Annotated in this window: 17 protein-coding genes; 3 read left to right on the top strand and 14 right to left on the bottom strand. The window is 70.4% G+C overall.

The window, feature by feature from the left end; all coding sequences use genetic code 11:
- The first annotated feature begins 119 nt into the window (after nt 1–119).
- Nucleotides 120–1,541, top strand: a complete 1,422-nt coding sequence (locus KCH48_RS01590; RefSeq protein ID WP_210569607.1) for a lipase maturation factor family protein — start codon at nt 120–122, stop codon at nt 1,539–1,541.
- Here the strand turns inward: KCH48_RS01590 and KCH48_RS01585 are convergent.
- The 8 genes from KCH48_RS01585 to KCH48_RS01550 are packed head-to-tail and all read right to left on the bottom strand — an operon-like array spanning nt 1,529 to nt 9,361.
- Complete coding sequence (locus tag KCH48_RS01585; protein WP_307840772.1) at nt 1,529–2,359, bottom strand: amidohydrolase family protein; 831 nt, start codon at nt 2,357–2,359, stop codon at nt 1,529–1,531. The two genes, KCH48_RS01590 and KCH48_RS01585, sit on opposite strands and share 13 nt — an antisense overlap.
- Entirely contained in the window at nt 2,356–2,670 is a 315-nt protein-coding gene (locus tag KCH48_RS01580) for an L-rhamnose mutarotase (RefSeq protein WP_210569603.1), read from the bottom strand. The genes KCH48_RS01585 and KCH48_RS01580 overlap by 4 nt, the downstream gene beginning before the upstream one ends.
- Nucleotides 2,667–3,635, bottom strand: a complete 969-nt coding sequence (locus tag KCH48_RS01575) for an aldo/keto reductase (protein WP_210570882.1) — start codon at nt 3,633–3,635, stop codon at nt 2,667–2,669. The genes KCH48_RS01580 and KCH48_RS01575 overlap by 4 nt, the downstream gene beginning before the upstream one ends.
- A 29-nt stretch (nt 3,636–3,664) precedes the next feature.
- Nucleotides 3,665–4,420 (bottom strand): SDR family NAD(P)-dependent oxidoreductase, encoded by a 756-nt coding sequence (locus KCH48_RS01570; protein ID WP_210569601.1) that lies wholly within the window; start codon nt 4,418–4,420, stop codon nt 3,665–3,667.
- A complete protein-coding gene (locus KCH48_RS01565; protein ID WP_210569599.1) occupies nt 4,417–5,778 on the bottom strand; it encodes an L-fuconate dehydratase in 1,362 nt (453 codons plus the stop codon). Before KCH48_RS01565 ends, KCH48_RS01570 begins: the two co-directional genes overlap by 4 nt.
- Nucleotides 5,779–5,815: 37 nt before the next feature.
- Nucleotides 5,816–6,841 (bottom strand): ABC transporter permease, encoded by a 1,026-nt coding sequence (locus KCH48_RS01560; RefSeq protein WP_210569597.1) that lies wholly within the window; start codon nt 6,839–6,841, stop codon nt 5,816–5,818.
- Nucleotides 6,834–8,333 (bottom strand): sugar ABC transporter ATP-binding protein, encoded by a 1,500-nt coding sequence (locus tag KCH48_RS01555; protein ID WP_210569590.1) that lies wholly within the window; start codon nt 8,331–8,333, stop codon nt 6,834–6,836. The genes KCH48_RS01560 and KCH48_RS01555 overlap by 8 nt, the downstream gene beginning before the upstream one ends.
- Entirely contained in the window at nt 8,330–9,361 is a 1,032-nt protein-coding gene (locus KCH48_RS01550) for a sugar ABC transporter substrate-binding protein (protein WP_210570881.1), read from the bottom strand. The genes KCH48_RS01555 and KCH48_RS01550 overlap by 4 nt, the downstream gene beginning before the upstream one ends.
- 212 nt (nt 9,362–9,573) lie before the next feature.
- Here KCH48_RS01550 and KCH48_RS01545 point away from each other — a divergent pair, with 212 nt between their 5' ends.
- Nucleotides 9,574–10,275 carry a FadR/GntR family transcriptional regulator gene (locus KCH48_RS01545; RefSeq protein ID WP_210569588.1) on the top strand — a complete coding sequence of 234 codons (702 nt, stop codon included), beginning with the start codon at nt 9,574–9,576 and terminating at the stop codon, nt 10,273–10,275.
- Nucleotides 10,276–10,291: 16 nt separating this feature from the next.
- Here KCH48_RS01545 and KCH48_RS01540 read toward each other — a convergent pair whose 3' ends face one another.
- From KCH48_RS01540 to KCH48_RS01515, 6 genes are read right to left on the bottom strand one after another with little or no spacing between them, the layout of a single operon-like run.
- A complete protein-coding gene (locus KCH48_RS01540) occupies nt 10,292–13,309 on the bottom strand; it encodes a glycoside hydrolase family 38 C-terminal domain-containing protein (RefSeq protein WP_210569586.1) in 3,018 nt (1,005 codons plus the stop codon).
- A gap of 57 nt (nt 13,310–13,366) precedes the next feature.
- Nucleotides 13,367–15,370 carry an endo-beta-N-acetylglucosaminidase gene (locus KCH48_RS01535; protein ID WP_210569584.1) on the bottom strand — a complete coding sequence of 668 codons (2,004 nt, stop codon included), beginning with the start codon at nt 15,368–15,370 and terminating at the stop codon, nt 13,367–13,369.
- A complete protein-coding gene (locus KCH48_RS01530; RefSeq protein ID WP_210569582.1) occupies nt 15,367–16,623 on the bottom strand; it encodes a cellulase family glycosylhydrolase in 1,257 nt (418 codons plus the stop codon). The genes KCH48_RS01535 and KCH48_RS01530 overlap by 4 nt, the downstream gene beginning before the upstream one ends.
- Nucleotides 16,624–16,678: 55 nt before the next feature.
- Entirely contained in the window at nt 16,679–17,584 is a 906-nt protein-coding gene (locus tag KCH48_RS01525) for a carbohydrate ABC transporter permease (RefSeq protein ID WP_210569580.1), read from the bottom strand.
- Nucleotides 17,581–18,468: a carbohydrate ABC transporter permease gene (locus KCH48_RS01520; RefSeq protein WP_210569578.1), complete on the bottom strand. Its 888-nt coding sequence runs from the start codon at nt 18,466–18,468 to the stop codon at nt 17,581–17,583. Before KCH48_RS01520 ends, KCH48_RS01525 begins: the two co-directional genes overlap by 4 nt.
- A gap of 2 nt (nt 18,469–18,470) precedes the next feature.
- Nucleotides 18,471–19,760 (bottom strand): ABC transporter substrate-binding protein, encoded by a 1,290-nt coding sequence (locus KCH48_RS01515; protein ID WP_210569576.1) that lies wholly within the window; start codon nt 19,758–19,760, stop codon nt 18,471–18,473.
- A 181-nt stretch (nt 19,761–19,941) separates the two neighbouring features.
- Between KCH48_RS01515 and KCH48_RS01510 the strand changes: the two genes are divergently transcribed.
- Nucleotides 19,942–21,021, top strand: coding sequence for a LacI family DNA-binding transcriptional regulator (locus KCH48_RS01510; RefSeq protein WP_210569574.1), 1,080 nt, complete (start codon nt 19,942–19,944; stop codon nt 21,019–21,021).
- The last annotated feature ends 60 nt before the right edge of the window (nt 21,022–21,081 follow it).

The following is a 21,081-nucleotide window of genomic DNA, read 5'->3' as shown; positions in this document are numbered from 1 at the left end:
TCTTCGACCGGTGAGCGGAGTTCCCGCAAACAATCTGGCAGTGGTCGGGGGAGCGAGGGTACGGGTACAGAGAGTGACCCGAGGTTCCGGCGCGACAATGGTGTCAGGAGAGAACGGCCGTGGAGTGGTTCACCGCACCCGACTACTGGCTGAGCCGGCTGGTCTTCCAGCGGGCTCTGGCCGCCGTGTATCTGGTCGCGTTCCTCACGGCAGCGCTGCAGTTCCGCGCGCTGCTGGGCGAGCGCGGCATGCTGCCGATCCCCCGGTTCGTCGCGCGGGTGCCTTTCAAGCGGGCCCCGAGCCTGTTCCAACTGCACTACTCGGACCGGTTCTTCGCGGCCTGCGCGTGGGCGGGCTGCGCGGTGTCCGCGGCGCTGCTGGCGGGGCTGGACTCGCTGCTGCCGCTGTGGGGCGCCATGCTGCTGTGGCTGGTGCCGTGGGTGCTGTATCTGTCGATCGTCAACGTCGGCCAGACCTGGTACGGCTTCGGCTGGGAGTCGCTCCTCCTGGAGGTCGGCTTCCTCACGGTCTTCCTCGGCAATGACGAGGTGGCCCCGCCGATCGTCGTCCTCTTCCTGCTGCGCTGGATCCTGTTCCGGGTGGAGTTCGGCGCCGGGCTGATCAAGTTGCGCGGTGACGCCTGCTGGCGGAACCTGACCTGTCTGTACCACCACCACGAGACCCAGCCGATGCCGGGCCCGCTGAGCTGGTTCTTCCACCATCTCCCCCGGCCTCTGCACCGCGCGGAGGTGGCCGCGAACCACGTCACCCAGCTCGTCGTGCCCTTCCTCCTCTTCACACCGCAGCCGATCGCGACGGCCGCGGCGTCCTTGATGATCGTCACCCAGCTGTGGCTGGTCCTGTCGGGCAACTTCTCCTGGCTGAACTGGATCACGATCGTGCTGGCCCTGTCGGCGATCGAGTTCCCCACCACACCGCCGTCCGTCGCCGACGCCCCGCTCTGGTACGAGATCGTCGTCCTCGCCGTCGCCGCGCTGCTCGTGGGCCTGAGCTACCAGCCGGTCCGCAACATGATCTCCCGCCGCCAGGTGATGAACCGCTCCTTCGACCCACTGCACCTGGTCAACACCTACGGGGCGTTCGGCAGCGTCAGCCGGATCCGCTACGAGGTGGTCGTCGAGGGCACGACCGAGCCGGTGCCGCGCGAGGACTCGGACTGGCGGGAGTACGAGTTCAAGGGCAAGCCGGGTGATCCCCGGCACTGGCCGCGCCAGTTCGCGCCGTACCATCTGCGGCTCGACTGGATGATGTGGTTCGCCGCGCTGTCGCCCGCGTATGCCGGCTCCTGGTTCGGCGCCCTGGTGGAGCGGCTCCTGGAGAACGACCGCGCCACCCTGAAACTGCTGCGCCGCTCGCCCTTCCCGCCCGACGAGCCCCCGCGGTTCGTCCGCGCCCGTCTCTTCCGTTACCGCTACACGACCTGGCGTGAGTTGCGGGAGACGGGCGCGTGCTGGGAGCGGACGTATGTGCGGGAGTATCTGCCGCCGACGCGGCTGGCGGGGGTGGCTCAGAGGTCGTAGACGCGGGTGGCGGTGGCCTCGAAGATGCGGGAGCGGTCGCTCGGGTCCGTCAACTCCCTTGCCGCCGACAGCACTTCACCGTAGGTCGCCGCCAGTGTGCACACCGGCCAGTCCGAGCCGAACATCAGGCGGTCCGGGCCGAAGGCGTCGAGGACGGTGTCGGCGTACGGGCGCAGGTCGTCGACCGTCCAGGACCTCGGATCGGCCTCGGTGACCATGCCGGAGAGCTTGCAGACCGTGTTGGGCCGTGCGGCGAGGGTGCGGACGGCGCTCGCCCAGGGTTCCCGCCGGCCGGAGGCGATGGGGGGTTTGCCGAGGTGGTCCAGGACGAAGATGAGGTCCGGGTGGTCCGCGGCGGCCTTGGCGCAGGCGGGCAGTTGGTGGGGCACGACGACGAGGTCGTAGACGAGGCCCGCGTCGGCGACGGCGGCGAGTCCACGGCGGACGTCGGGACGCAGCAGCCACTCGGGGTCGGGTTCGCCCTGGACCTGGTGGCGGATGCCCTTCAGGTGGTCGCCGCCGGGGAGTTCACGCAGCCGCGCCAGCTCGTCGGCGACGTCCGGGCGGGTGAGGTCGGTCCAGCCGACGACCGCGCCGATCAGGTCGTGCGCGGCGGCGAGGGCGAGGAACTCCGGGGTCTCGTCGGGCACGGTGACGGTCTGGACGAGGACGGTACGGTCCACTCCGGCGGCCCGCGCCTCGGGTTCCAGGTCGGCGACGGTGAAGTTCCGCCGGATGGGAAGGAGTTCGTCTCCGGTGATCCAGTCCTGGTCGCGTACGGAGAGGTCCCAGACGTGGTGGTGGGCGTCGACGGTCACGGCAGCTCCCATACGACGGGCAGGCCCGCGTCGGCTCCCTCGCCGCTGTAGTCATGCACCACGTCGAGGAGTTCCGCCATCCGCGCCTGCCAGGCCACGTTGACCGGCAGCTGCTCCAGCTCGGCGAGGAGCCGGGCGTAGTCCGCGCACTCCAGGACGTGGAAGAGGTCGGTGCCACTGCGCCAGATCGTCCAGGAGGTGGCGCCGGCGGCGCGGATGGCGTCCGTCAGCTCCTTGGGGACCTCGCGGTGCGCGGCCTCGTATTCCGCGACGCGGTCCGCGCGGACCTTGGTGTGCAGGGCGACTCTCATGACGGCTCCTCGTCGGACAGCAGGCCGGTCTCTCTCAGCTCCCGCCAGAACGCCTCCGGCACCTCAGACGCGAACTGCTCGGCGCAGTCCCGGACTTCGGCCGCCGACCGTGCGCCGACGAGGACGCTCGCGACGGCCGGGTGCGCCGCGCAGTAGGCGAGGGCGGCGGCTCGCAGGGTGATGCCGTGGCGGTCGGCGACCGACTTCATGCGCAGGGCGCGGTCCAGCATCTCCTGTGGTGGCCGGTCGTAGTTGTACGTCGATTCCGGCCTCGGATTCGCCAGCAGACCGGAGTTGAAGGCGCCGCCGATGACGACGGACGTACCGCGGTCCACGGCGGCGGGCAGCAGTTCGGTGAGCGCGCTCTGGTCGAGCAGCGTGTAGCGGCCGGCGCACAGCACGACGTCGACATCCGTGTCGCGGACGAAGCGGGTCAGCATGCCGGCCTGGTTCATGCCGGCTCCGATGGCGCCGACGACGCCTTCGGAGCGCAGCTTCTCCAGCGCCGGGTAGCCCTCGTGGAAGGCCTGTTCGGCGTGGTCGTCGGGGTCGTGGAGGTAGACGACGTCGACGCGGTCCAGGCCGAGCCGCTCCAGGCTGGCGTCCAGGGAGCGCCGTATGCCGTCGGCGCTGAAGTCCCAGACGCGGCGGTGGGAGGCGGGTACGGCGAAGCCGTGCGCAAGGTCGTCGCCCGGGGTGTCGACCGGTTCCAGGCGGCGGCCGACCTTCGTCGAGATCGTGTACGCGTCTCGTGGGTGCTCGCGCAGGGCGGCGCCCAGGCGGCGTTCGGACAGGCCGAGGCCGTAGTGCGGGGCGGTGTCGAAGTAGCGGATGCCTTGCTGCCAGGCGGCGGCGACGCTTTCCTCCGCCTGTTCTTCCGTGACTTCGGCGAAGAGGTTGCCGATCGGGGCGGTGCCGAGGGCGAGCGGGGAGACCTCGACGCCGCTCCTGCCGAGGGTGTTCACCGGCCGTCCGCCGGGCGCTGGCGGGGTGCTCACTGGCCCGCCGGGCGCAGGCGCAGACCCTGCATGCCGCCGTCGACGGGCAGTGCCGTGCCGGTGGTGGCGCCGGAGAGGGGGCTCGCCAAGTAGGCGATGGCGCCCGCGACTTCGGCCGCGCTGACCAGGCGGCCGGTGGGCTGGCGGGCCTCGAGGGCGGCGCGTTCGGCGGCCGGGTCGGCGGCGGCGCCGAGGAGGCGGCCGACCCACGGGGTGTCCACGGTGCCGGGGTTGACGCAGTTGACGCGGATGCCCTCGCGGACGTGGTCGGCGGCCATGGCGAGGGTGAGGGAGTACACGGCGCCCTTGGTCGCGCTGTACAGGGCGCGTTGCGGGAGTCCCGCGGTGGCGGCGATGGAGCAGGTGTTGACGATCGCGGCGTGGGAGGACTCGCGCAGGTGCGGGAGGGCGGCGCGGGCGGCGCGGACCATGCCGACGACGTTGACGTCCATCACGCGGTGCCATTCGGCGTCGTCGTTGTCCTCGACGGTGCCCTGGGCGCCGATGCCCGCGTTGTTGATCAGGATGTCGAGTCCGCCGAGTTCGGCGACGGCGGCGGCGACGGCCTGGCGGACGGAGGCGTCGTCGGTGACGTCGGCGCGGTGGGCGAGCAGCGGCTTCTCCACGGAGGACGGGTCCAGGTCGAGGACGGCGACCTGGGCGCCGCGCGCGGCCAGGAGTTCCGCGGTGGCCCGGCCGATGCCGGAGGCACCGCCCGTCACCAGGGCCCTCAGTCCCTCGAAGTCGTTCATGCCGCCTGCCCCTTCTGCTGCGTCTTGAGGTCGGCGGCCCAGAAGGCGCCGCCGGGGAACGTGTACCGGGCGATGGACTCGGGCCGCATGTCCGCGGAGAAGCCCGGTGCGGTGGGTGCCGTGTAGTGACCCTCGCGGATCACCACCGGGGCGAGGAAGTGGTCGTGCAGATGGTCGACGTACTCGATGACGCGGTCGTCGATGCTGCCGGAGACGGCGACGTAGTCGAACATCGAGAGGTGCTGGACGAGTTCGCACAGGCCGACGCCGCCCGCGTGCGGGCAGACCGGCACGCCGAACTTGGCGGCGAGCAGCAGGATCGCGAGGTTCTCGTTGACGCCGGCGACGCGGGCCGCGTCGATCTGCACGACGTCGATCGCGCCGGCCTGGAGCAGCTGCTTGAAGACGACCCGGTTCTGGACGTGCTCTCCGGTGGCGACCTTCACCGGGGTCACGGCCTTGCGGATCGCGGCGTGCCCGAGGATGTCGTCGGGGCTGGTGGGCTCCTCGATCCAGTACGGGTCGAACTCGGCCAGCGCTTTGGTCCAGCGGATCGCCTCGTCGACGTCCCAGCGCTGGTTGGCGTCGATCGCCATGCGGATGTCCGGGCCGATCACGGACCGGGCGACCCGGCAGCGCCGGATGTCGTCCTCCAGATCTGCGCCGACCTTCAGCTTGATCTGCCGGAAGCCGTCGGCGACCGCCTCGGCGGCGAGCCGGGTGAGCTTGTCGTCGTCGTAGCCGAGCCAGCCGGCGGAGGTGGTGTAGGCGGGGTAGCCGTGCTCCAGGAGCCGGGCCCTGCGGTCCTCGGCGCCGTCCCGGCCGCGTCGGAGAAGGGTCAGCGCCTCTTCGGGGGTGAGCGCGTCGGTGAGGTAGCGGAAGTCGATCTGGCCGACCAGCCACTCGGGGTCGGCGTCGGCGAGGAACTGCCACAGCGGCTTGCCTGCCCGCTTGGCGGCGAGGTCCCACACGGCGTTGGTCACCGCGCCGATCGCCATGTGCATCACGCCCTTCTCGGGCCCGAGCCAGCGCAGTTGGCTGTCGCCGATGAGATCCCGGAACAGCACTCCGGGGTCGGCGCACACCTCGTCGACGGACCGTCCGACCACATGATGGCGCAGTGCGTGGATCGCGGCGACCTGGACCTCGTTGCCCCGCCCGATGGTGAAGGTGAAACCGTGCCCCTCCGGACCGTCCGCAGCGCCGTCGGAGTCTGTGCGCAGCACGACATAGGCGGCCGAGTAGTCGGGGTCCGGGTTCATCGCGTCGGAGCCGTCGAGCTCCCGCGAGGTGGGGAAACGGATGTCATAGGTGTCGAGCGCGGAGATACGTGAAGAGGGGTCGGGCGTCTGGGACACAGAGGGCCTTTCGGTGGCTGGCGGGGAACGACGCGGGTCAGTCCTGGGCGCGGCCCGTCGTGACGCGGGCGATCATGAGGGCGACGAGGATGATTCCGCCGTAGATGGCCTGGATCCAGAAGGACGGCACCTGGGCGAGGGTGAGCAGGTTCTGTACGACGCCCAGGAGCAGTACGCCGGTCAGGGCGCCGAACATGGTGCCCTTGCCGCCGTCCAGGCTGATGCCGCCGATCACCGCCGCCGCGAACACGGTGAAGATCATGTTGTTGCCCTGGTTGGCGCTGATCGCACCGACGTAGCCGGTCTGCATGATCCCGCCGACCGCCGCCAGCACACCCGCGACGACGAACACGCCGAGCATCACGCGCTCGACCCGGATACCGGCCGCCCGGGCCGCGTCCGCGTTGCCGCCGATGGCGTACAGCGCACGCCCGATGCGGTGGTACTTCAGCACCAACCCGGCCACCGCGAAGGCGACGGCGGCCAGCCACACCGACATCGGGACGTTGAGGAAGGTCGTCGTCGCGAGGGAGTAGAAGCTGTCGGGCATCCCGAACAGTGTCTTGCCCTTGGTCGCGCCGACCAGCAGACCGCGCAGCACGATCAGCATCGCCAGCGTCACGATGAACGCGTTCAGCCGGAACTTCACGACCAGGATCCCGTTGAACCCGCCGATCGCCGCACCGACCACCAGGACCGCCAGCAGGGACAGCGCGGCCGGGAACTCGGTGCCCCAGCCGGACTGCGCGACGGGCAGCACGAGCAGCGCTCCGACGGCGGGCGCGATACCGACGACGGACTCCAGCGACAGGTCGAACTTGCCGGTGATCAGCACCAGCGACTCGGCCAGCACGACCATCGCGAGCGCGGCCGAGGCGCCGAGGATCGAGATCAGGTTGCGCTCGGTGAGGAACGAGTCGTTGACCACCGCGCCGAGCACCATGAGCAGCAACAGGGCCGGTACGAGGGCCAGTTCGCGGGCGCGGCGCAGCAGCACCGTGCGGGCCGCCCCGGCCTCGGGCACCCGCGGCAGCTTCACCGGCGGAGCCTTGGTGTCAGCCATGGTCCACTCCTTCGATGGAGGCGATCAGCTCGTGGTCGCGCCAGCCCGCCGGGTGCTCGGCGACGACACGGCCGTGGAAGAGGACGAGGACGCGGTCACAGCGCCGCAGGTCGTCGAGTTCGTCGGAGACGACCAGCACGGCGGTGCCGTCCTCGCGGGCGCTGTCCATCCGGGCCAGCAGTGACTCCTTGGACTTCACGTCGACGCCCGCGGTGGGGTTGATGAGGACCAGGAGCTTGGGGTCGGAGGCGAGGGCGCGGGCCATGACGACCTTCTGCGCGTTGCCGCCGGACAGGTCGGAGACGGGCTGGTCGGGGCCCTGGGTGTGGATGTCGAGGCGGTCGATGAGGGCGGTGGCGAAGCCGCGCTTGCGGTCGGTGCCGACGAAGCCGTACCGGCCGAGCCGGTTCAGGACGCTCATGGTGGCGTTGTCGCCGACGGTCATGCCGGCGACCAGGCCCTGCTCGTGCCGGTCCCGGGGCACACAGCCGACGCCCGCCTTGAGGGCGGCCTGCACATCGCCGAACGGAAGCCGCTCCCCGTTCAGTCGGGCACTCCCGCCCGTCGGGGTGTGCAGTCCCGCGAAGGACTCGGCGAGTTCGACCTTGCCGCTGCCGCTGATGCCGGCCAGCCCGACGACCTCGCCGCGGCGGACGGTGAGGTCGATGTCCCGGTACGCCGGGGAGGTGAGTCCGCGGGCTTCGAGGAGGACGGGGGCGTCGTGATCGACGTCCCTGGGATCCACGGCCTGTTCGGCGATGGCCTCGATGGACTCCCCCGCCATGGCCTCCACCAGGGCCCGCCGCGGGAGTTCGGCGACCGGGGCCGTGGTGATCCAGCGGGCGTCGCGCAGCACGGTGACGGTCTGGCAGACCTCGTAGACCTCCTGGAGGTGGTGCGAGATGAACAGGAAGGTGACGCCGGAGTCCTGGAGTGCCCGCATGCGGGTGAAGAGCCGCTCGATCTCGCGGTTGTCGAGCTGGGCGGTGGGTTCGTCGAGCACGATGAACCGGGCGCCGAAGCTCAACGCGCGGGCGATCTCCACCATTTGACGGTCCTCGACCTTGAGGTCGGCGGTGCGGGCCTCGGGGTCGACGCGTACGTCCCAGGTGTCCAGGAGCGCGGCGGCCTCGGACCTGAGCGTGCGCCAGCTGATGAAGCCGCGCTGCAGCGGCTGCCGGTTGATGAACAGGTTCTCGGCGACCGTCAACTCGGGGACGACCGTGGGCTTCTGGTAGACGCAGGCCACCTTGCGGCGCCAGGCGTCCCGGTCGGCGAGCGGGGGTGCGGGCTCGCCGTCGAAGCGGACCGTGCCCTCGTCGGCGGGCTGGAGGCCGGTGAGGATGTTCACCAGCGTGGACTTTCCGGCGCCGTTGCGGCCGACGAGGCCGTGGGACTCGCCGGGGAACACGGTGAGTTGGCCTTCGTACAGGGCGGTGGTGGGGCCGTATCGCTTGGTGATGCCACGCGCCTCGACAAGTGGGGTACTCATCCGACCGTGTTGCCCCACAGCTCGGGGTCGTCGACGTTCTCCTTTGTGACCAGCGGCGCGGGCAGCTGGTCCTCGAGGATGCCGCTGGGCAGCTTGACGATCTCGGAACCGTGGTCCGTCGGGCCCGGCTTGAAGGTCTTCCCCTCCATCGCCGCCTTGATGTAGTACATGCCGTACTTGGCGTACAGGTCGGCGGGCTGGGAGACGGTGGCGTCGATCTCGCCCTTGCGGATGGCGTCGTACTCCTGCGGGATGCCGTCGTTGGAGACGATCGTGATGTGGCCCGCCTGGCCCGTCTTCTTCAGCATGCCCTTGGACTTCAGGGTCTGGAGCGTAGGCGCGAGGTACACGCCGCCCGCCTGCATGTAGATGCCCTTGATGTCGGGGTTGGCGTTCAGCAGCGTGTCGAGCTTGGAGGCGGCCGTGTCCGACTCCCACTTGGCCGGTATCTCCAGGACCTTCAGCTTCGGGTACTTCTTCTTGACGCAGTCGCGGAACGCCTCCGAGCGGTCACGGCCGTTGACCGAGGCGAGGTCGCCCATGATCTGTACGACCTTGCCGGACGGGATCTGCTTGCCGAGGTACTCGCAGGCCTTCTCGCCGTACGCGACGTTGTTGGCGCGCACCACCATGGCGACCTTGCCCTTCTCGGGCGCCACGTCGACGGCGACCACGGGCACGCCCTTGCGCTCGGCCTGGTCGAGCCCGGCCTCGATGGCGGCGCTGTCCAGCGGGGCCACCACCACGCCCTTCACGCCCTGGTTGAGCTGGTTGTTGATGTCGGTGATCTGCTGGGAGGGATCGCTGTTGGAGTTGACCGTCTTCAGCGCCTCCACCCCTTCCGACTTGGCCATCTTCGGTACGTAGTCGTTGTACGACTGCCAGAACGGCGAGGTCAGCAGGGGCAGGATCACCCCGACCTTGCCGGTGCCGCCGGCTCCCGCACTCGCCGACCCGGTGTCCTTGGTGCTGCCGCATGCCGTGAGAGCGAGGGCGCCCGCGACGGCGACCGCCGCCACGCGCACCATCCGCGGGGAGACCCGTCCCCGTCCGTTCCGCACAGATCCGTCGGCCATCTGCCAGCTCCTCATCGAGCGTGATCGAGCACTTGCCCGCATATTTATCAGACCACTTCGGCCTGACAACACCCTCGCGCAGCAAATAATGCCGGTATCCGGCCATAGTGGTCCGACCACATCGGAGATTAGACTGCGGGCGCACCGTCGACAGGAGGAGTGGCGTGGACGAGACCGCCCCGCAGAAGGGCACGGTGACGCAGCGCGCCATCGAGCAGATCAAGGCGATGATCGGCGAGGGCCGGCTTGAGCCGGGCCAGCGGCTGCCGACCGAGCGCGATCTCGCGGTTCAGCTGGGCATCTCCCGCAGCTCGATGCGCGAGGCGATCCGCGCGCTCACCGTGCTCGGCGTCCTGGAGGCGCGGCACGGCTCCGGCATCTACGTCACCCAGCTCCAGGCCGGTGACCTGCTGGAGACGTTCGGGGTGGTCGCCGACCTCTCCCGCGGCCCGCGCCTGGTGGAGTTGCTGGAGGTCCGCCGCATCCTGGAGTCCACGGCGACCGCGCTGGCCGCCGCGCGCATCACCCCGGACCAGCTCGCCGAGGTGGAGAAGCACCTCACGGCGATGAACGCCACCGACGACCCCGACGAGATCCTCGCCCACGACCTCGCCTTCCACCGCGAGATCGCCGTCGCCGCAGGCAACGACACCATGGCCGCCATCCTGGAGGGCCTCTCCTCCCGCACCTTCCGCGCCCGCGTCTGGCGCGGCTACCAGGAAGAGGGCGCCTTCGCCCGCACCCGCCGCGAACACGCCGCGATCCACCGCGCCCTCGCCGCCCGCGACCCGGAGGCGGCACGGGCGGCGGCGGCCGCGCATGTGGGCGAGGTGGAGGAGTGGCTGCGGACGCAGCTGCCCGACTGAGCCCGCACCCATCGGGTCAGGCCCGCTTCAGCCTCAGGGTCATCAACTGGAAAGGCCGCAGCCGTACGGTGATCCTGTTGCCGTCGCGCTGAGGCGAGGCTTCCGGCAGCGGACGTTCCAGCAGGTCCGTCACCGCCACGCCCGCGACCTCGAACCCCGCGGTGAGCGTCGCGCGAGCGCGCCCACCGTGGGCCTCATGGAACCGGACCACCACATCGCCGCTGCCGTCGTCGGCGAGCTTGACCGCGGAGACGACGACCGTGTCCTGGTCGACGCTCACCAGCGGCGCCACGTGGGACGCGCCCGTGATCCGCCGCTCCGGCTGGTTGATCCGCCAGCCCTCCCGGACGGCATCACCGATGTGCGCACCCGGCACCAGGGCGTGCCGGAACCGGTGGACGCCCTGGTCGGTCTCCGGGTCGGGGAAGCGCGGGGCACGCAGCAACGACACCCGCACGGTCGTGGTCGTACCACCGTCGGCGTCCGTGCGGACCGCGCGGGTCACGTCATGGCCGTACGTCGAGTCGTTGACGATCGCCACACCCCAGCCCGGCTCCTCCAGATGCACGAACCGGTGGTTGCACGCCTCGAACTTGGCCGCCTCCCAGCTGGTGTTGGTGTGCGTGGGCCGGTGGAAGTGCCCGAACTGGGTCTCGGACGCATACCGTTCGGCGTGCACGTCGAGCGGGAAGGCCAGCTTGAGGAACTTCTCGGTCTCGTGCCAGTCGACCTCGGTGTCCAGCACCAGCCGCCGCTCCCCCGGCGCGAGCGACAGCACCTGCGTGACCCGCGACGCGCCGAAGGACCGTACGATCCGGACCGACACGCCGTCGTCACCTGCGGTCACCTCGTCGGCGTCGGTGAGGTCGGTGACGGTGTTGCGGTAGAACTCGTCGACGTCCCAGGCGTCCCACATGTTCGGGAAGTCGGGATGGAGCTGGAGGAGGTTCGCGGCCCGTCCGGGGGCGATCGACTCGCGGTCGGCCTCGATGTCGTACGCGGAGACGACGAGACCCCGGTTGTCGATCTCGATGCGCAGCAGGCCGTTGTCGAGGACGTGGCTGCCGTCGGTGCGCGGGGCGAGCGTGGTGCGGCCTTCGGTGACGGGGGTTTGGGCGCCCCCGGCCGGGACGCCGCCGCGCGCGTGCGGTGCCGCGTTGAAGACGAGCGGGGTCGAGCCTTCTCCCGCCAGCGCGCGCTGGGCCGCGTCGATGATCCCGTTCAGCTCGCCGGCGAGTCGCTCATACGTCGCGCGTGCCTCGCGGTGGACCCAGGCGATGGAGGAGCCGGGCAGGATGTCGTGGAACTGGTGCAGCAGGACCGTCTTCCAGATGCGGTCCAACTCCTCGTACGGGTAAGGGAATCCGGTGCGTACGGCCGCGGTGGCCGCCCAGAGTTCGGCCTCGCGCAGGAGGTGTTCGCTGCGCCGGTTGCCCTGCTTGGTCTTCGCCTGGCTGGTGAGCGTGGCGCGGTGGAGTTCGAGGTAGAGCTCGCCGACCCAGACGGGCGGGTTCGGGTACTCGGCCTCCGCCTTCTCGAAGAACGCGGCCGGGGTCTCCCACACCACGGTCGCCGATCCTTCGAGGTCGCGCAGGCGGGCCGCCTTGGCGACCATCTCGCGCGTGGTGCCGCCGCCCCCGTCGCCCCAGCCGGTGGGCGCGAGGGAGTGCCGGGCCCGTCCCTTGTCCTTGAAGTTACGGGCGGCGTGGGCGAGTTCGCTGCCCTTCATGGAGCAGTTGTAGGTGTCGACGGGCGGGAAGTGCGTGAAGATCCGCGTGCCGTCGATGCCCTCCCAGGTGAAGGTGTGATGCGGGAACGTGTTCGTCCGGGACCAGGAGATCTTCTGCGTGAGCAGCCACTTGGAGCCGGCCGCCTTGATGATCTGCGGCAGTCCCGCGGCGAAGCCGAAGGTGTCGGGCAGCCACGCCTCGTCGTTCTCGATGCCGAACTCGTCGAGGAAGAACCGCTTCCCGTGCACGAACTGCCGGGCCATCGCCTCCGAGCCCGGCATGTTGGTGTCCGACTCCACCCACATGCCCCCGGCCGGCACGAACCGCCCGTCCGCCACGGCCTTCTTCACCCGCGCCCACACCTCGGGCCGGTGCTCCTTCACCCACGCCCACTGCTGGGCCTGCGACATGGCGAAGACGAACTCGGGCTCGTCCTCGATCAACGCGGTCATGTTCGAGGTCGTACGGGCCACCTTGCGCACGGTCTCGCGCAGCGGCCACAGCCACGCCGAGTCGATGTGCGCGTGTCCGACGGCGCTGACGCGGTGCGCGGACGGGGCGGCGGGGGTGGCGAGGACATCGGTGAGCTGTGAACGCGCCCGCGCCGCGGTGCCGCCCACGTCCTGAAGGTCGATGGCGTCGAGGGCCTTCTCCACCGCCCGCAGGATGTCCCAGCGCCGGGCCGAGTCGACCGGCAGCTCGGCCATCAGCTCGCCGAGCACCTCCAGGTCGAGGACGAGCTGCCACACGGTCTCGTCGAAGACGGCGAGGTCCATGCGGGTGAGCGTGTACTGCGGGTCGCTGCCCGCGGTCTCCTTGTCGCCCAGCTGGGTGGGCAGGAAGGGGTGGTAGTCGAGGATGACGGGGTTGGACGCGGCCTCGATGTGCAGCCGGACCTCCTCGCCGCCCTCGACGGGCGCGCCGATCCGCACCCACTGGTTGCGCGGGTTGACTCCCTTCACCGGGGTGCCGTCGGGCCGGTAGACCAGGCCCTCGCACTGGAAGCCGGGCATGTTCTCGTCGAAGCCGAGGTCGAGGAGCGCCTCGACGGTCCGCCCGGCCCAGGCCTCGGGGACGGTCCCGGTGACCCGGAACCAGCTGGTGCCCCACGGAGCACCCCAGCGGGCGCCCACCCCGATCGGCTCGGGTACGGCCGCGAGCCCTTCCTCGACCGGCACGGGCTCGCCGGGCGCGTGCCACACCGCCACGTCCAACGGTACGGACTCGGGGTACACGGCGGGGCGGACACGTTCGTCGAGGACGCGCTTGAGGCGGGCTTCGACCAGGCTGCGGTCGTCATGCATGCGGGGTGCTCCGTAGGTCGTCCGGGCCGAGTGCTCAGTTCGTCCGGGTGCGGGTGCTTACCAGGTGTGGCTGACGGTCACAGGTGCCGACGAGGTGTACAGCTCCCCCACGGCACGCACTTCGAACCGTGCCGCCTGCTCACCCTGCTCGGGCCGCAGGCCGCCGACGAAGTAGGCCCGCTGGCAGGTGCCGCCGAGGAAGCGCCGGGTGCCGTCGGGCAGGAGGCGGTGGAGGGTGTAGTGGCGTACGTCGCCGGGTGTGGCGTTCCAGGCGAAGCGCAGGTCGCCGCCGGTCGCGCCGGTGATGCGGAGGCCGGCGGGGGCGGCCGGGGCCGCGGTCTGACCGCCGCGTACGGCGAGAGCGCCGAGCCGCCAGCGGACGGGGCCTTCGGTGGCGGTGAGCCGGACGCCGAGGGAGCGGACGGTCCCGGTCAGGCCGGTGAGCGGGACGGTCACGGTCTGCCAGCCGCCCGCCGAGTCCACCGGGAGGTAGGTGTACGGCGGTGTCCCGCCCGGCGTGCCCGGCTCGGCGGTCGCGACGGCCAGCTCGACGCTCACGGTCCCGGCGTCGACCCGATGGGTCAGCTCGACCACCGTGTCGCCGGTGACCGGCAGCCGCGTCGCATACAGGTCCACGGTCGCGGGCTCGTCCAGTGCGCCGTCGACCAGCACACTGCTGCCGCCCCGCCAGGCGTCCGCGAAGTCGAAGGTGACCAACGGCCGTTCACCCTCCGTACGGACCACCCATCGCCGGGACGGCAACCGGTCCTGAAGCCCCAGATGGTTCCAGGGCGTCTGGGACGTGACCTTTCCGTCCTCGTACCACCGCAGCCCGTGCCCGGTGTTGAACACGCTCGCGAACGGCACGGACGTCACCGTGGACCGATCCGCCACGGACACCGCGGGCGCCCGCCAGCTGTCCGCACCGTCCGGCTTCGAGGGATCCAGTGACCGTCCCGTCCAGAAGCGGTCGTCGGCGGCGTGGAAGTCGCCGGGCGTACGGCCCTCGGGCAGATGGTTGCGTGTCCACTCGGGCCGGTAGAAGCCGACGGACACGACATGCGCGCTGCCCGTCGGCACCATGGCGTCCCAGTTCACGGACTTGTTCCAGCCGTTGGCCTCGACGTCCACCCCGGCCCACAACTCGTAGCGGCTGCGGCCCAGTTGGTCCGCCCGCTGCCCCGAGGACGCCAGACTGCCCGCCGTCCAGCGGAAGTCCACGAACATGTCGTCGGCGGCCTCGAAGAACGGCTGGTTCTGCGAGTTCAGCGCCCCCTGCCAGCTCACCGATCCGTTCACGGTCATCGAGTCGTACCAGGTCACCCGCTGCCCCTTGGCCCTGGCAAGCGACTTCAGCTCCCGCATGAAGCCGAGCATGTCGGCCCCGAGGGCGGCATTCCCGCCCCCGGTCTCGGCGTTCACGAACCACCCGTCGAACCCGTACGCCTCCGCGACCGCGACAAGCTGCGCGGCGAGCGGATACCGCCCGGCCGCGTCCTTCTGCACCAGATCCCGCGTCCACTGCAACTGCCCGCCGTAGGCGACCGGCGGCAGGAAGATGTTGCCGAGGACGGTCACGCCATGACGGTGGGCGGCGTCCACGATCGGCGCGTTGGGGGCGAGGATCAGCCCCTCGCCCGACGACCCGCCCCAGAACACCAGCTCATCGATGTACGCCCAGTGCGTGAGCGCGTAGTAGTCCGCCGTCGAAGACCCCTGCGAGGGGTTGCTCGCCGTCGGCCCGAAGGACACCAGCGACTGGATGCGCGCCCTCCCGGCGCGGGCGGTCGGGTTCGCCGGGGCCGGCGTGAAGCGCGCGGCGAGCGGAACGGACGCCGCGTTGAAGGCGAGGTCGGCGTCATCGGCCGCGCGCCACGCCTTGAGGCTGCGCCAGGTGATGCCGGTGCCCGGGGAGCCGGAGGACAGCGAGTCCGGGTACCAGTACGAGGCGTACGGCGCGGAGGCTCCGGCCTTCGGAGCGGCCGCCGCCTGCCACGAGGGCAGCAGCGCGGTGGCCGCGCCGGCTCCGGCGAGCAGGACGGTGCGTCTGGTGGGGTTCACGAGCGGGTGCCTCCTTGTGGGGTGGGGAGAACCTGATCGGGACGTACGACCTCGGTGACGCCGCGCGCGGCGAGGTGGTCCTTGTCGTCGGCGCGCACGTCGAGGACGGTGGTGGGGCGGGAGCCGTCGGCGGTGAGCCGGAAGAACGCCTCGAAGACGGGTCCGCCCGGAGCGCACGCCGAGCGGACCGCGGGGTTGTCGGGTACGACGAGTGCGATGGTCCGGGGTTTGGGGGCGTAGGTGTGCTCCCGGGCCGCGCGCGCCAGCACGAGCCCCGCCTCCTTGGGCCGCCGGTCATTGGTCAACAGCCCGAGCCCGTACTCGAGTTCGGGAAAGTCGGCCAGGTCCCGGGACACGTCGTGGGAGCACCACCAGGTGATGCCCCACAGGTCCGTGCAGTCCAGCGCGTGCGTGACGGTCGCCTCGGTGAACGCGGCGGCGTGCTCGGCCGGGATGAGCGGCGCGGGGGCGCCGACCTCCTGGAGCCAGACGGGCCGGTGCGGATCGTCGGCCCACGCCTTGCTCAGCTCGATGAGATAGGCGGCGTGGTGCTCGGTGGGCACGGACGTACGGCCGTGTCGCTGGGCGGTGCCGTTGAAGACCCAGGAGTGCACGGCCGTCAGCGCGCCGCGCCGGGCGGCCTGGGCCGGGGTGAACGGCTGGTCGTCCTGGTACCAGGTCGCGTCGTACTCGGCGTGCAGATGGAGCTTGCCGGGGGCGCCCTCCTCGCAGGCGGCGAGCATCCGCTCCAGCCAGGCGTCGATCTGCGCGCCGGTGGCCCGGTCGGGGTCGGGATGCGGACCGGCCGAGAACTGGTTGACCTCGTTGCCCAGGGTCATGCCGAGGAAGTTGGGCCGGTCGGCGAGCGCGGCGGCGAGGGTGCGCAGGAAGGTCGCCTGGCCCTCGATGACGTCCGGGTCGGTGAACAGGTTGCGCCGGTGCCAGGTCCGCGTCCAGGACGGCAGGAAGTCGAAGCTGCTCAAGTGCCCTTGCAGACCGTCCACGTTGACGTCGAGGCCGCGTTCGGCGGCGGCGTCGACGAGTTGGCGGAGCTGCTCGACGGCTCGCGGGCGGATGAGGGTGCGGTTGGGCTGGAAGTAGGGCCACAGCGGGAAGACCCGGATGTGGTCCAGGTCCAGCGCGGCGATCGAGTCGAGGTCGGCGCGTACGGAGTCCAGGTCGAAGTCGAGCCAGTGGTGGAACCACCCCTCGCTGGGGGTGTAGTTGACGCCGAAGCGCACGGCAGCAGGCATGCGGTGTCCTTGTCAAAACACGGTCATACACGGTCAAACACGAAAGGAGGGGGTGTCAGCCCTTCACCGCTCCCTCGCCGACCCCGCGGAAGAAGTACCGCTGGAGACAGGCGAAGAGGACGATCAGCGGTGCCACGGCGATGACCGTGCCCGCGGCGACGAGCCGTTCGTCGTTGGCGAAGGTGCCGTGCAGATAGTTGAGGCCGATGGTCAGCGTGAACCTGGACGGGTCGCTCAGCACGATGAGCGGCCACAGGAAGTCGTCCCAGGCGCCCATGAAGGCGAAGATGGCGACGACGGCGATGGTGCCCTTCACGGACGGCAGGGCGATCCGCGCGAACCGCTGCCACACGTTGGCGCCGTCGACGAAGGCCGCCTCCTCGATCTCGTACGGCAGGTTGAGGAAGGCGTTGCGCATCAGCAGCACGTTCATCGCGCCGATACAGCCCGGCAGGACCACGCCGACCAGGGTGTTGTTGAGGCCCAGCTCCCGCATGGTGGTGAACTGGGCGATGATGATGGCCTCCACCGGCACGAGCATCGCCAGGATGAAGGCGAGCGTGGCGGCCCGGCGGCCCCGGTAGCGGAGCCGGGCGAGGGCGTAGCCCGCGAGTGCCGAGCCGACGCAGTTGGTGACGACGTTGGCCGTGGCGACCTTGAGCGAGTTGAGGGCGTAGTCCCAGACCGGGATGGTCTCGGAGACACGCTCGTAGTTGTGGAGCGTCGGGTCGCTCGGCAGGAACTTCGGCGGGGAGGTGTAGATGTCCTCGGTCGGGCCCTTCAGCGATGTGGAGAGCTGCCAGAGGAACGGGCCTATGGTCAGGGCGAGGACGGCCAGCAACAGGGCGTACCGCAGGGCGAGTTCCCAGCCACGGACCCGGCGGCCGTGTTCGTCGGTGACGCGGGGTTCCCGTGCGGCGGCCGGCCGCTCGACGGGCCGTGCCTTCTCGAGCACGCTCATCCGTCCTCCCTCCGATCGGCCCGCAGCACCAGCAGCATCAGCGCGACGGTGACGACGAAGACGACGACCGAGATGGCGGAGGCGTAACCGACCCGGCCCGTCAGACCCGTACCAGTGCGTTGGACGAGCATCACGAGCGTCGTGTCCTCACCGGCGGGACCACCACTCGGCCCCGCCATCAGGTAGACCTCCGAGAACACCTTGAAGGCGGCCACCGACGACAGCGCCCCGACCAGCACCATGGTCGACCGGACAGCGGGCACGGTGACGGTGAGGAAGCGCCGCACGGCACCCGCGCCGTCCACGGCGGCGGCCTCGTGCAGCTCGCGCGGCACATGGGCGAGCGCGGCCAGGTAAATGATCATGTAGTAGCCGAGGCCCTTCCAGACCGTGACCGCCATCGCGCTGAACAGCAGCAGCCACTGGTCGCTGAGGAAACCGATGCGGCCCACGCCAACCGTCTCCAACAGCGAGTTCACCAGGCCGCGTTCGTCGAGCAGCCACACCCAGATCAGCCCGACCACGACGATCGACGCGACGACCGGGGTGTAGAAGGCGGAGCGGAAGAAGGTGATGCCGGGGATGTTCTTCTGCACCAGCAGTGCGAGGAGCAGGGGCAGGATCACCAGCGCGGGGACGACTCCGACGACGTAGAGCGTGCTGTTGCGCAGCCCGATCCAGAACATGTCGTCGTGCAGCAGCTCGCGGAAGTTGGCGAGGCCCACGAACTCGCCGGGGATCAGGGTGCGGCGGTCGGTGAAGGCGTTGATCAGTGTGGAGATGAACGGGTAGAGGATGAACGCGCCGATGACCAGCAGGCCGGGAGCGGCGAACAGCCAGGGACTCGCCGGTAGTTGGCGCCGCACCCGGGACATGGTGGACATCGCTACCCCTGCTGCTGAAGGAGCCGGTCACAGGCCTCGACAGCGTTGTCGAGGGCCTCCTTGGGGCTCTCCTTGCCCTGCAACGCCTTGGCGACCTCGTTGCGCAGCTCCGTCTTCATCTGCTCGCTGAACAGCACGGGCGTGTAATTCACGGCGGTCTTCAGCGACTTGGCGGCGGCCACCCGCACCCGCGTCTCGTCGGTCCCGTCCTCCTTGGTGAAGTACGGGTCGTCCAGCGAGCCGGCGGTGCTCGGGAAGATCGCGACCTTCTTGGCGAAGGACATCTGGTGCGCGGCGTCGGTGACGTAGTGCGCGAAGGCGACCGCGGCGGGCGTCCGCTTGGTCTGCGCGTTCACCATCACGCCCATCACGTACATGTTGGCGTGGCCGGTGCTGGTGATCTGGTCGGTGATGCCGATGTTCTTGTACAGGTTCGGCGCCTGCTTCTTGAAGTTGCCGAGGTCCAGCGCGCTGCCGGGGTTCATGGCGACGGCCTCGGTGAGGAACTTCTTGCCGGACGACTCGGGGGTGGCGGTCAGCGCCTGCGGGTCGAGGGCCTTGGCGTCGTACAACTCCTTGTACTTGGTGAGGAGTTCGACGCCCTTCGCGTCGTTGAAAGTGAAGGCGGTGCCCCCCTTGTTCATGAGCGGGACGCCGTAGCGGCCGAAGTCCTCGATGGTGGGGACGTTGGCGAGCGTGGCGACCTTGCCGTCGGTCTTCTCCGCGATCTGCAGGGCGTCGGCGAAGAGTTCGTCGTACGTCGTCGGCGGCTGGTCGGCGTCGAGGCCGGCCTCCTCGAACAGGGACTTGTTGTAGAAGAGCGGGCCGGTGTTCAGGTACCAGGGGAAGGCGTACGTCCCCGTCATGCCCGGTATCTGATGGCTGGCCCAGGCGCCGTCCAGGTACTCCTTCTTGTACTGGGCGGCGGACTTGTCGAGGTCGAGCGCGAGGCCCGCCTTGGCGAGCGGGGCGACCAGGTCGGGCGAGACGTTGACGACGTCGGGGAGGGTGCCGCCGGCGGCGTCCGCGCTGATCTTGTCGGCGTAGCCCTCGGCGGGCTGGTCGACCCACTTGACGTTCGTGCCGGGGTACTTCTTCTCGAAGTCCGTGATCAGACCCTCGAAGTAGTCCTTGAAGTTGGCGCGGAGATTCCAGGTCTGGAAGGTGATGTCGCCCTCGACCTTGCCCGAGGCGTCGGTCGAGCCGCCGTCGTCGCCGGAGCCGCAGGCACTCAGCGGCAGCAGGACACAGACGGCGAAAGCGGCGGCTAGGGCTCTGCGGGAAATGGGCACCGGAACGGCCTCCTTTGTGGCGGAGTTGGCCAACGACGCAGACCTTGCACGCCGCCTCACCGGCCCGTCAATGGCTTTCGCGGAGCTAATTTCTTTAGTGACTAATGCGTATTAGGATCACCGAGCTGAACCGCATTAGTGCATACTGACCGGGGAATGCGTCGGGGAATGAGGAATCACCATGTCAGGCAAGCGGTCACCGGCCCGCAGACCGACGATGAAGGACATCGCGCGGCACGCCGGCGTCTCCCAGAGCGCCGTCTCCTTCGCGCTGAACGGCCGGCCCGGGGTCTCCGAGGACACCCGCGACCGGGTGCGGCAGGTCGCCGAGGAACTGGGCTGGCGGCCCAGCACGGCGGCCCGCGCGCTGTCCGGGGAGGGCGCGGCCACGGTCGGCTTCGTCCTCGCCAGGCCGGCCGAGACGCTGGGTGTGGACTCGTTCTTCCTGCAACTCGTCTCGGGCATCCAGGAGGTGCTGGCGGAGCGTCATCTCGGGCTGCTCTTCCAGGTCGTGGAGGACATCGAGGACGAGTGCGCGGTGTACCGGCGCTGGTGGGCCGAGCACCGCGTGGACGGCGTCCTCGTGGTCGACCCGCGCACCGACGATCCCCGGCCGGACCTGCTCGACGAGCTGGGTCTGCCGGCCGTGGTGATCGGCGGCGCCCCGGACGAACGGCACCCCGGCCTGTCGACCGTGTGGGCGGACGACGCGGGCGCGATGGCCGCGGTCGTCGACGAGCTGTACGCGCTCGGGCACCGGCGGATCGTGCACATCGCGGGCCTGCCGGGGCTCGCCCACACCGAGCGCCGGGTCCGCACGCTGCGCGCCGAGGCCGGGCGGCGCGGGCTCACCGGCGTGGACTCGGTGACCACCGACTACTCCGACGCGGAGGGCGCGGCCGTGACCCGCCGCGTGCTCGCTGCCCCCGCTCCCCCGACCGCGCTCATCTACGACAACGACGTGATGGCCCTCGCCGGGGTCGCCGCCGCCACGGAGCTGGGCTTCTCGGTGCCGGCGGACGTGTCGGTGGTCGCCTGGGAGGACTCGGCCCTGTGCCGCATGGTCAAGCCGTGGCTCTCCGCCCTGTCCCGGGACAGCGTGGAGTTCGGGCGTACGGCGGCGAGGGAGCTGACCGCGCTGGTGGACGGGGGGCCGGCGCGGACGGTTCGGGTGCCGGTGCCGCGGTTGATCGTGCGCGACAGTACGGGGCGCTCCGCGGGTTGTGCCGGGATCGGTCGTTCGTCGTCTGCGGCGCCGTAGGGGCTGGTCGCGCAGTTCCCCGCGCCCCTTAGCAGCGATGCCGGACCGTCGCCGAGTTCG

The sequence above is a fragment of the Streptomyces sp. GESEQ-4 genome, assembly GCF_017948455.1.
In the GTDB taxonomy this organism is placed as follows: Bacteria; Actinomycetota; Actinomycetes; order Streptomycetales; family Streptomycetaceae; genus Streptomyces.
Note: the sequence above shows the minus strand (reverse complement) of the source record. Positions and strands in the feature narration are given on the sequence as shown.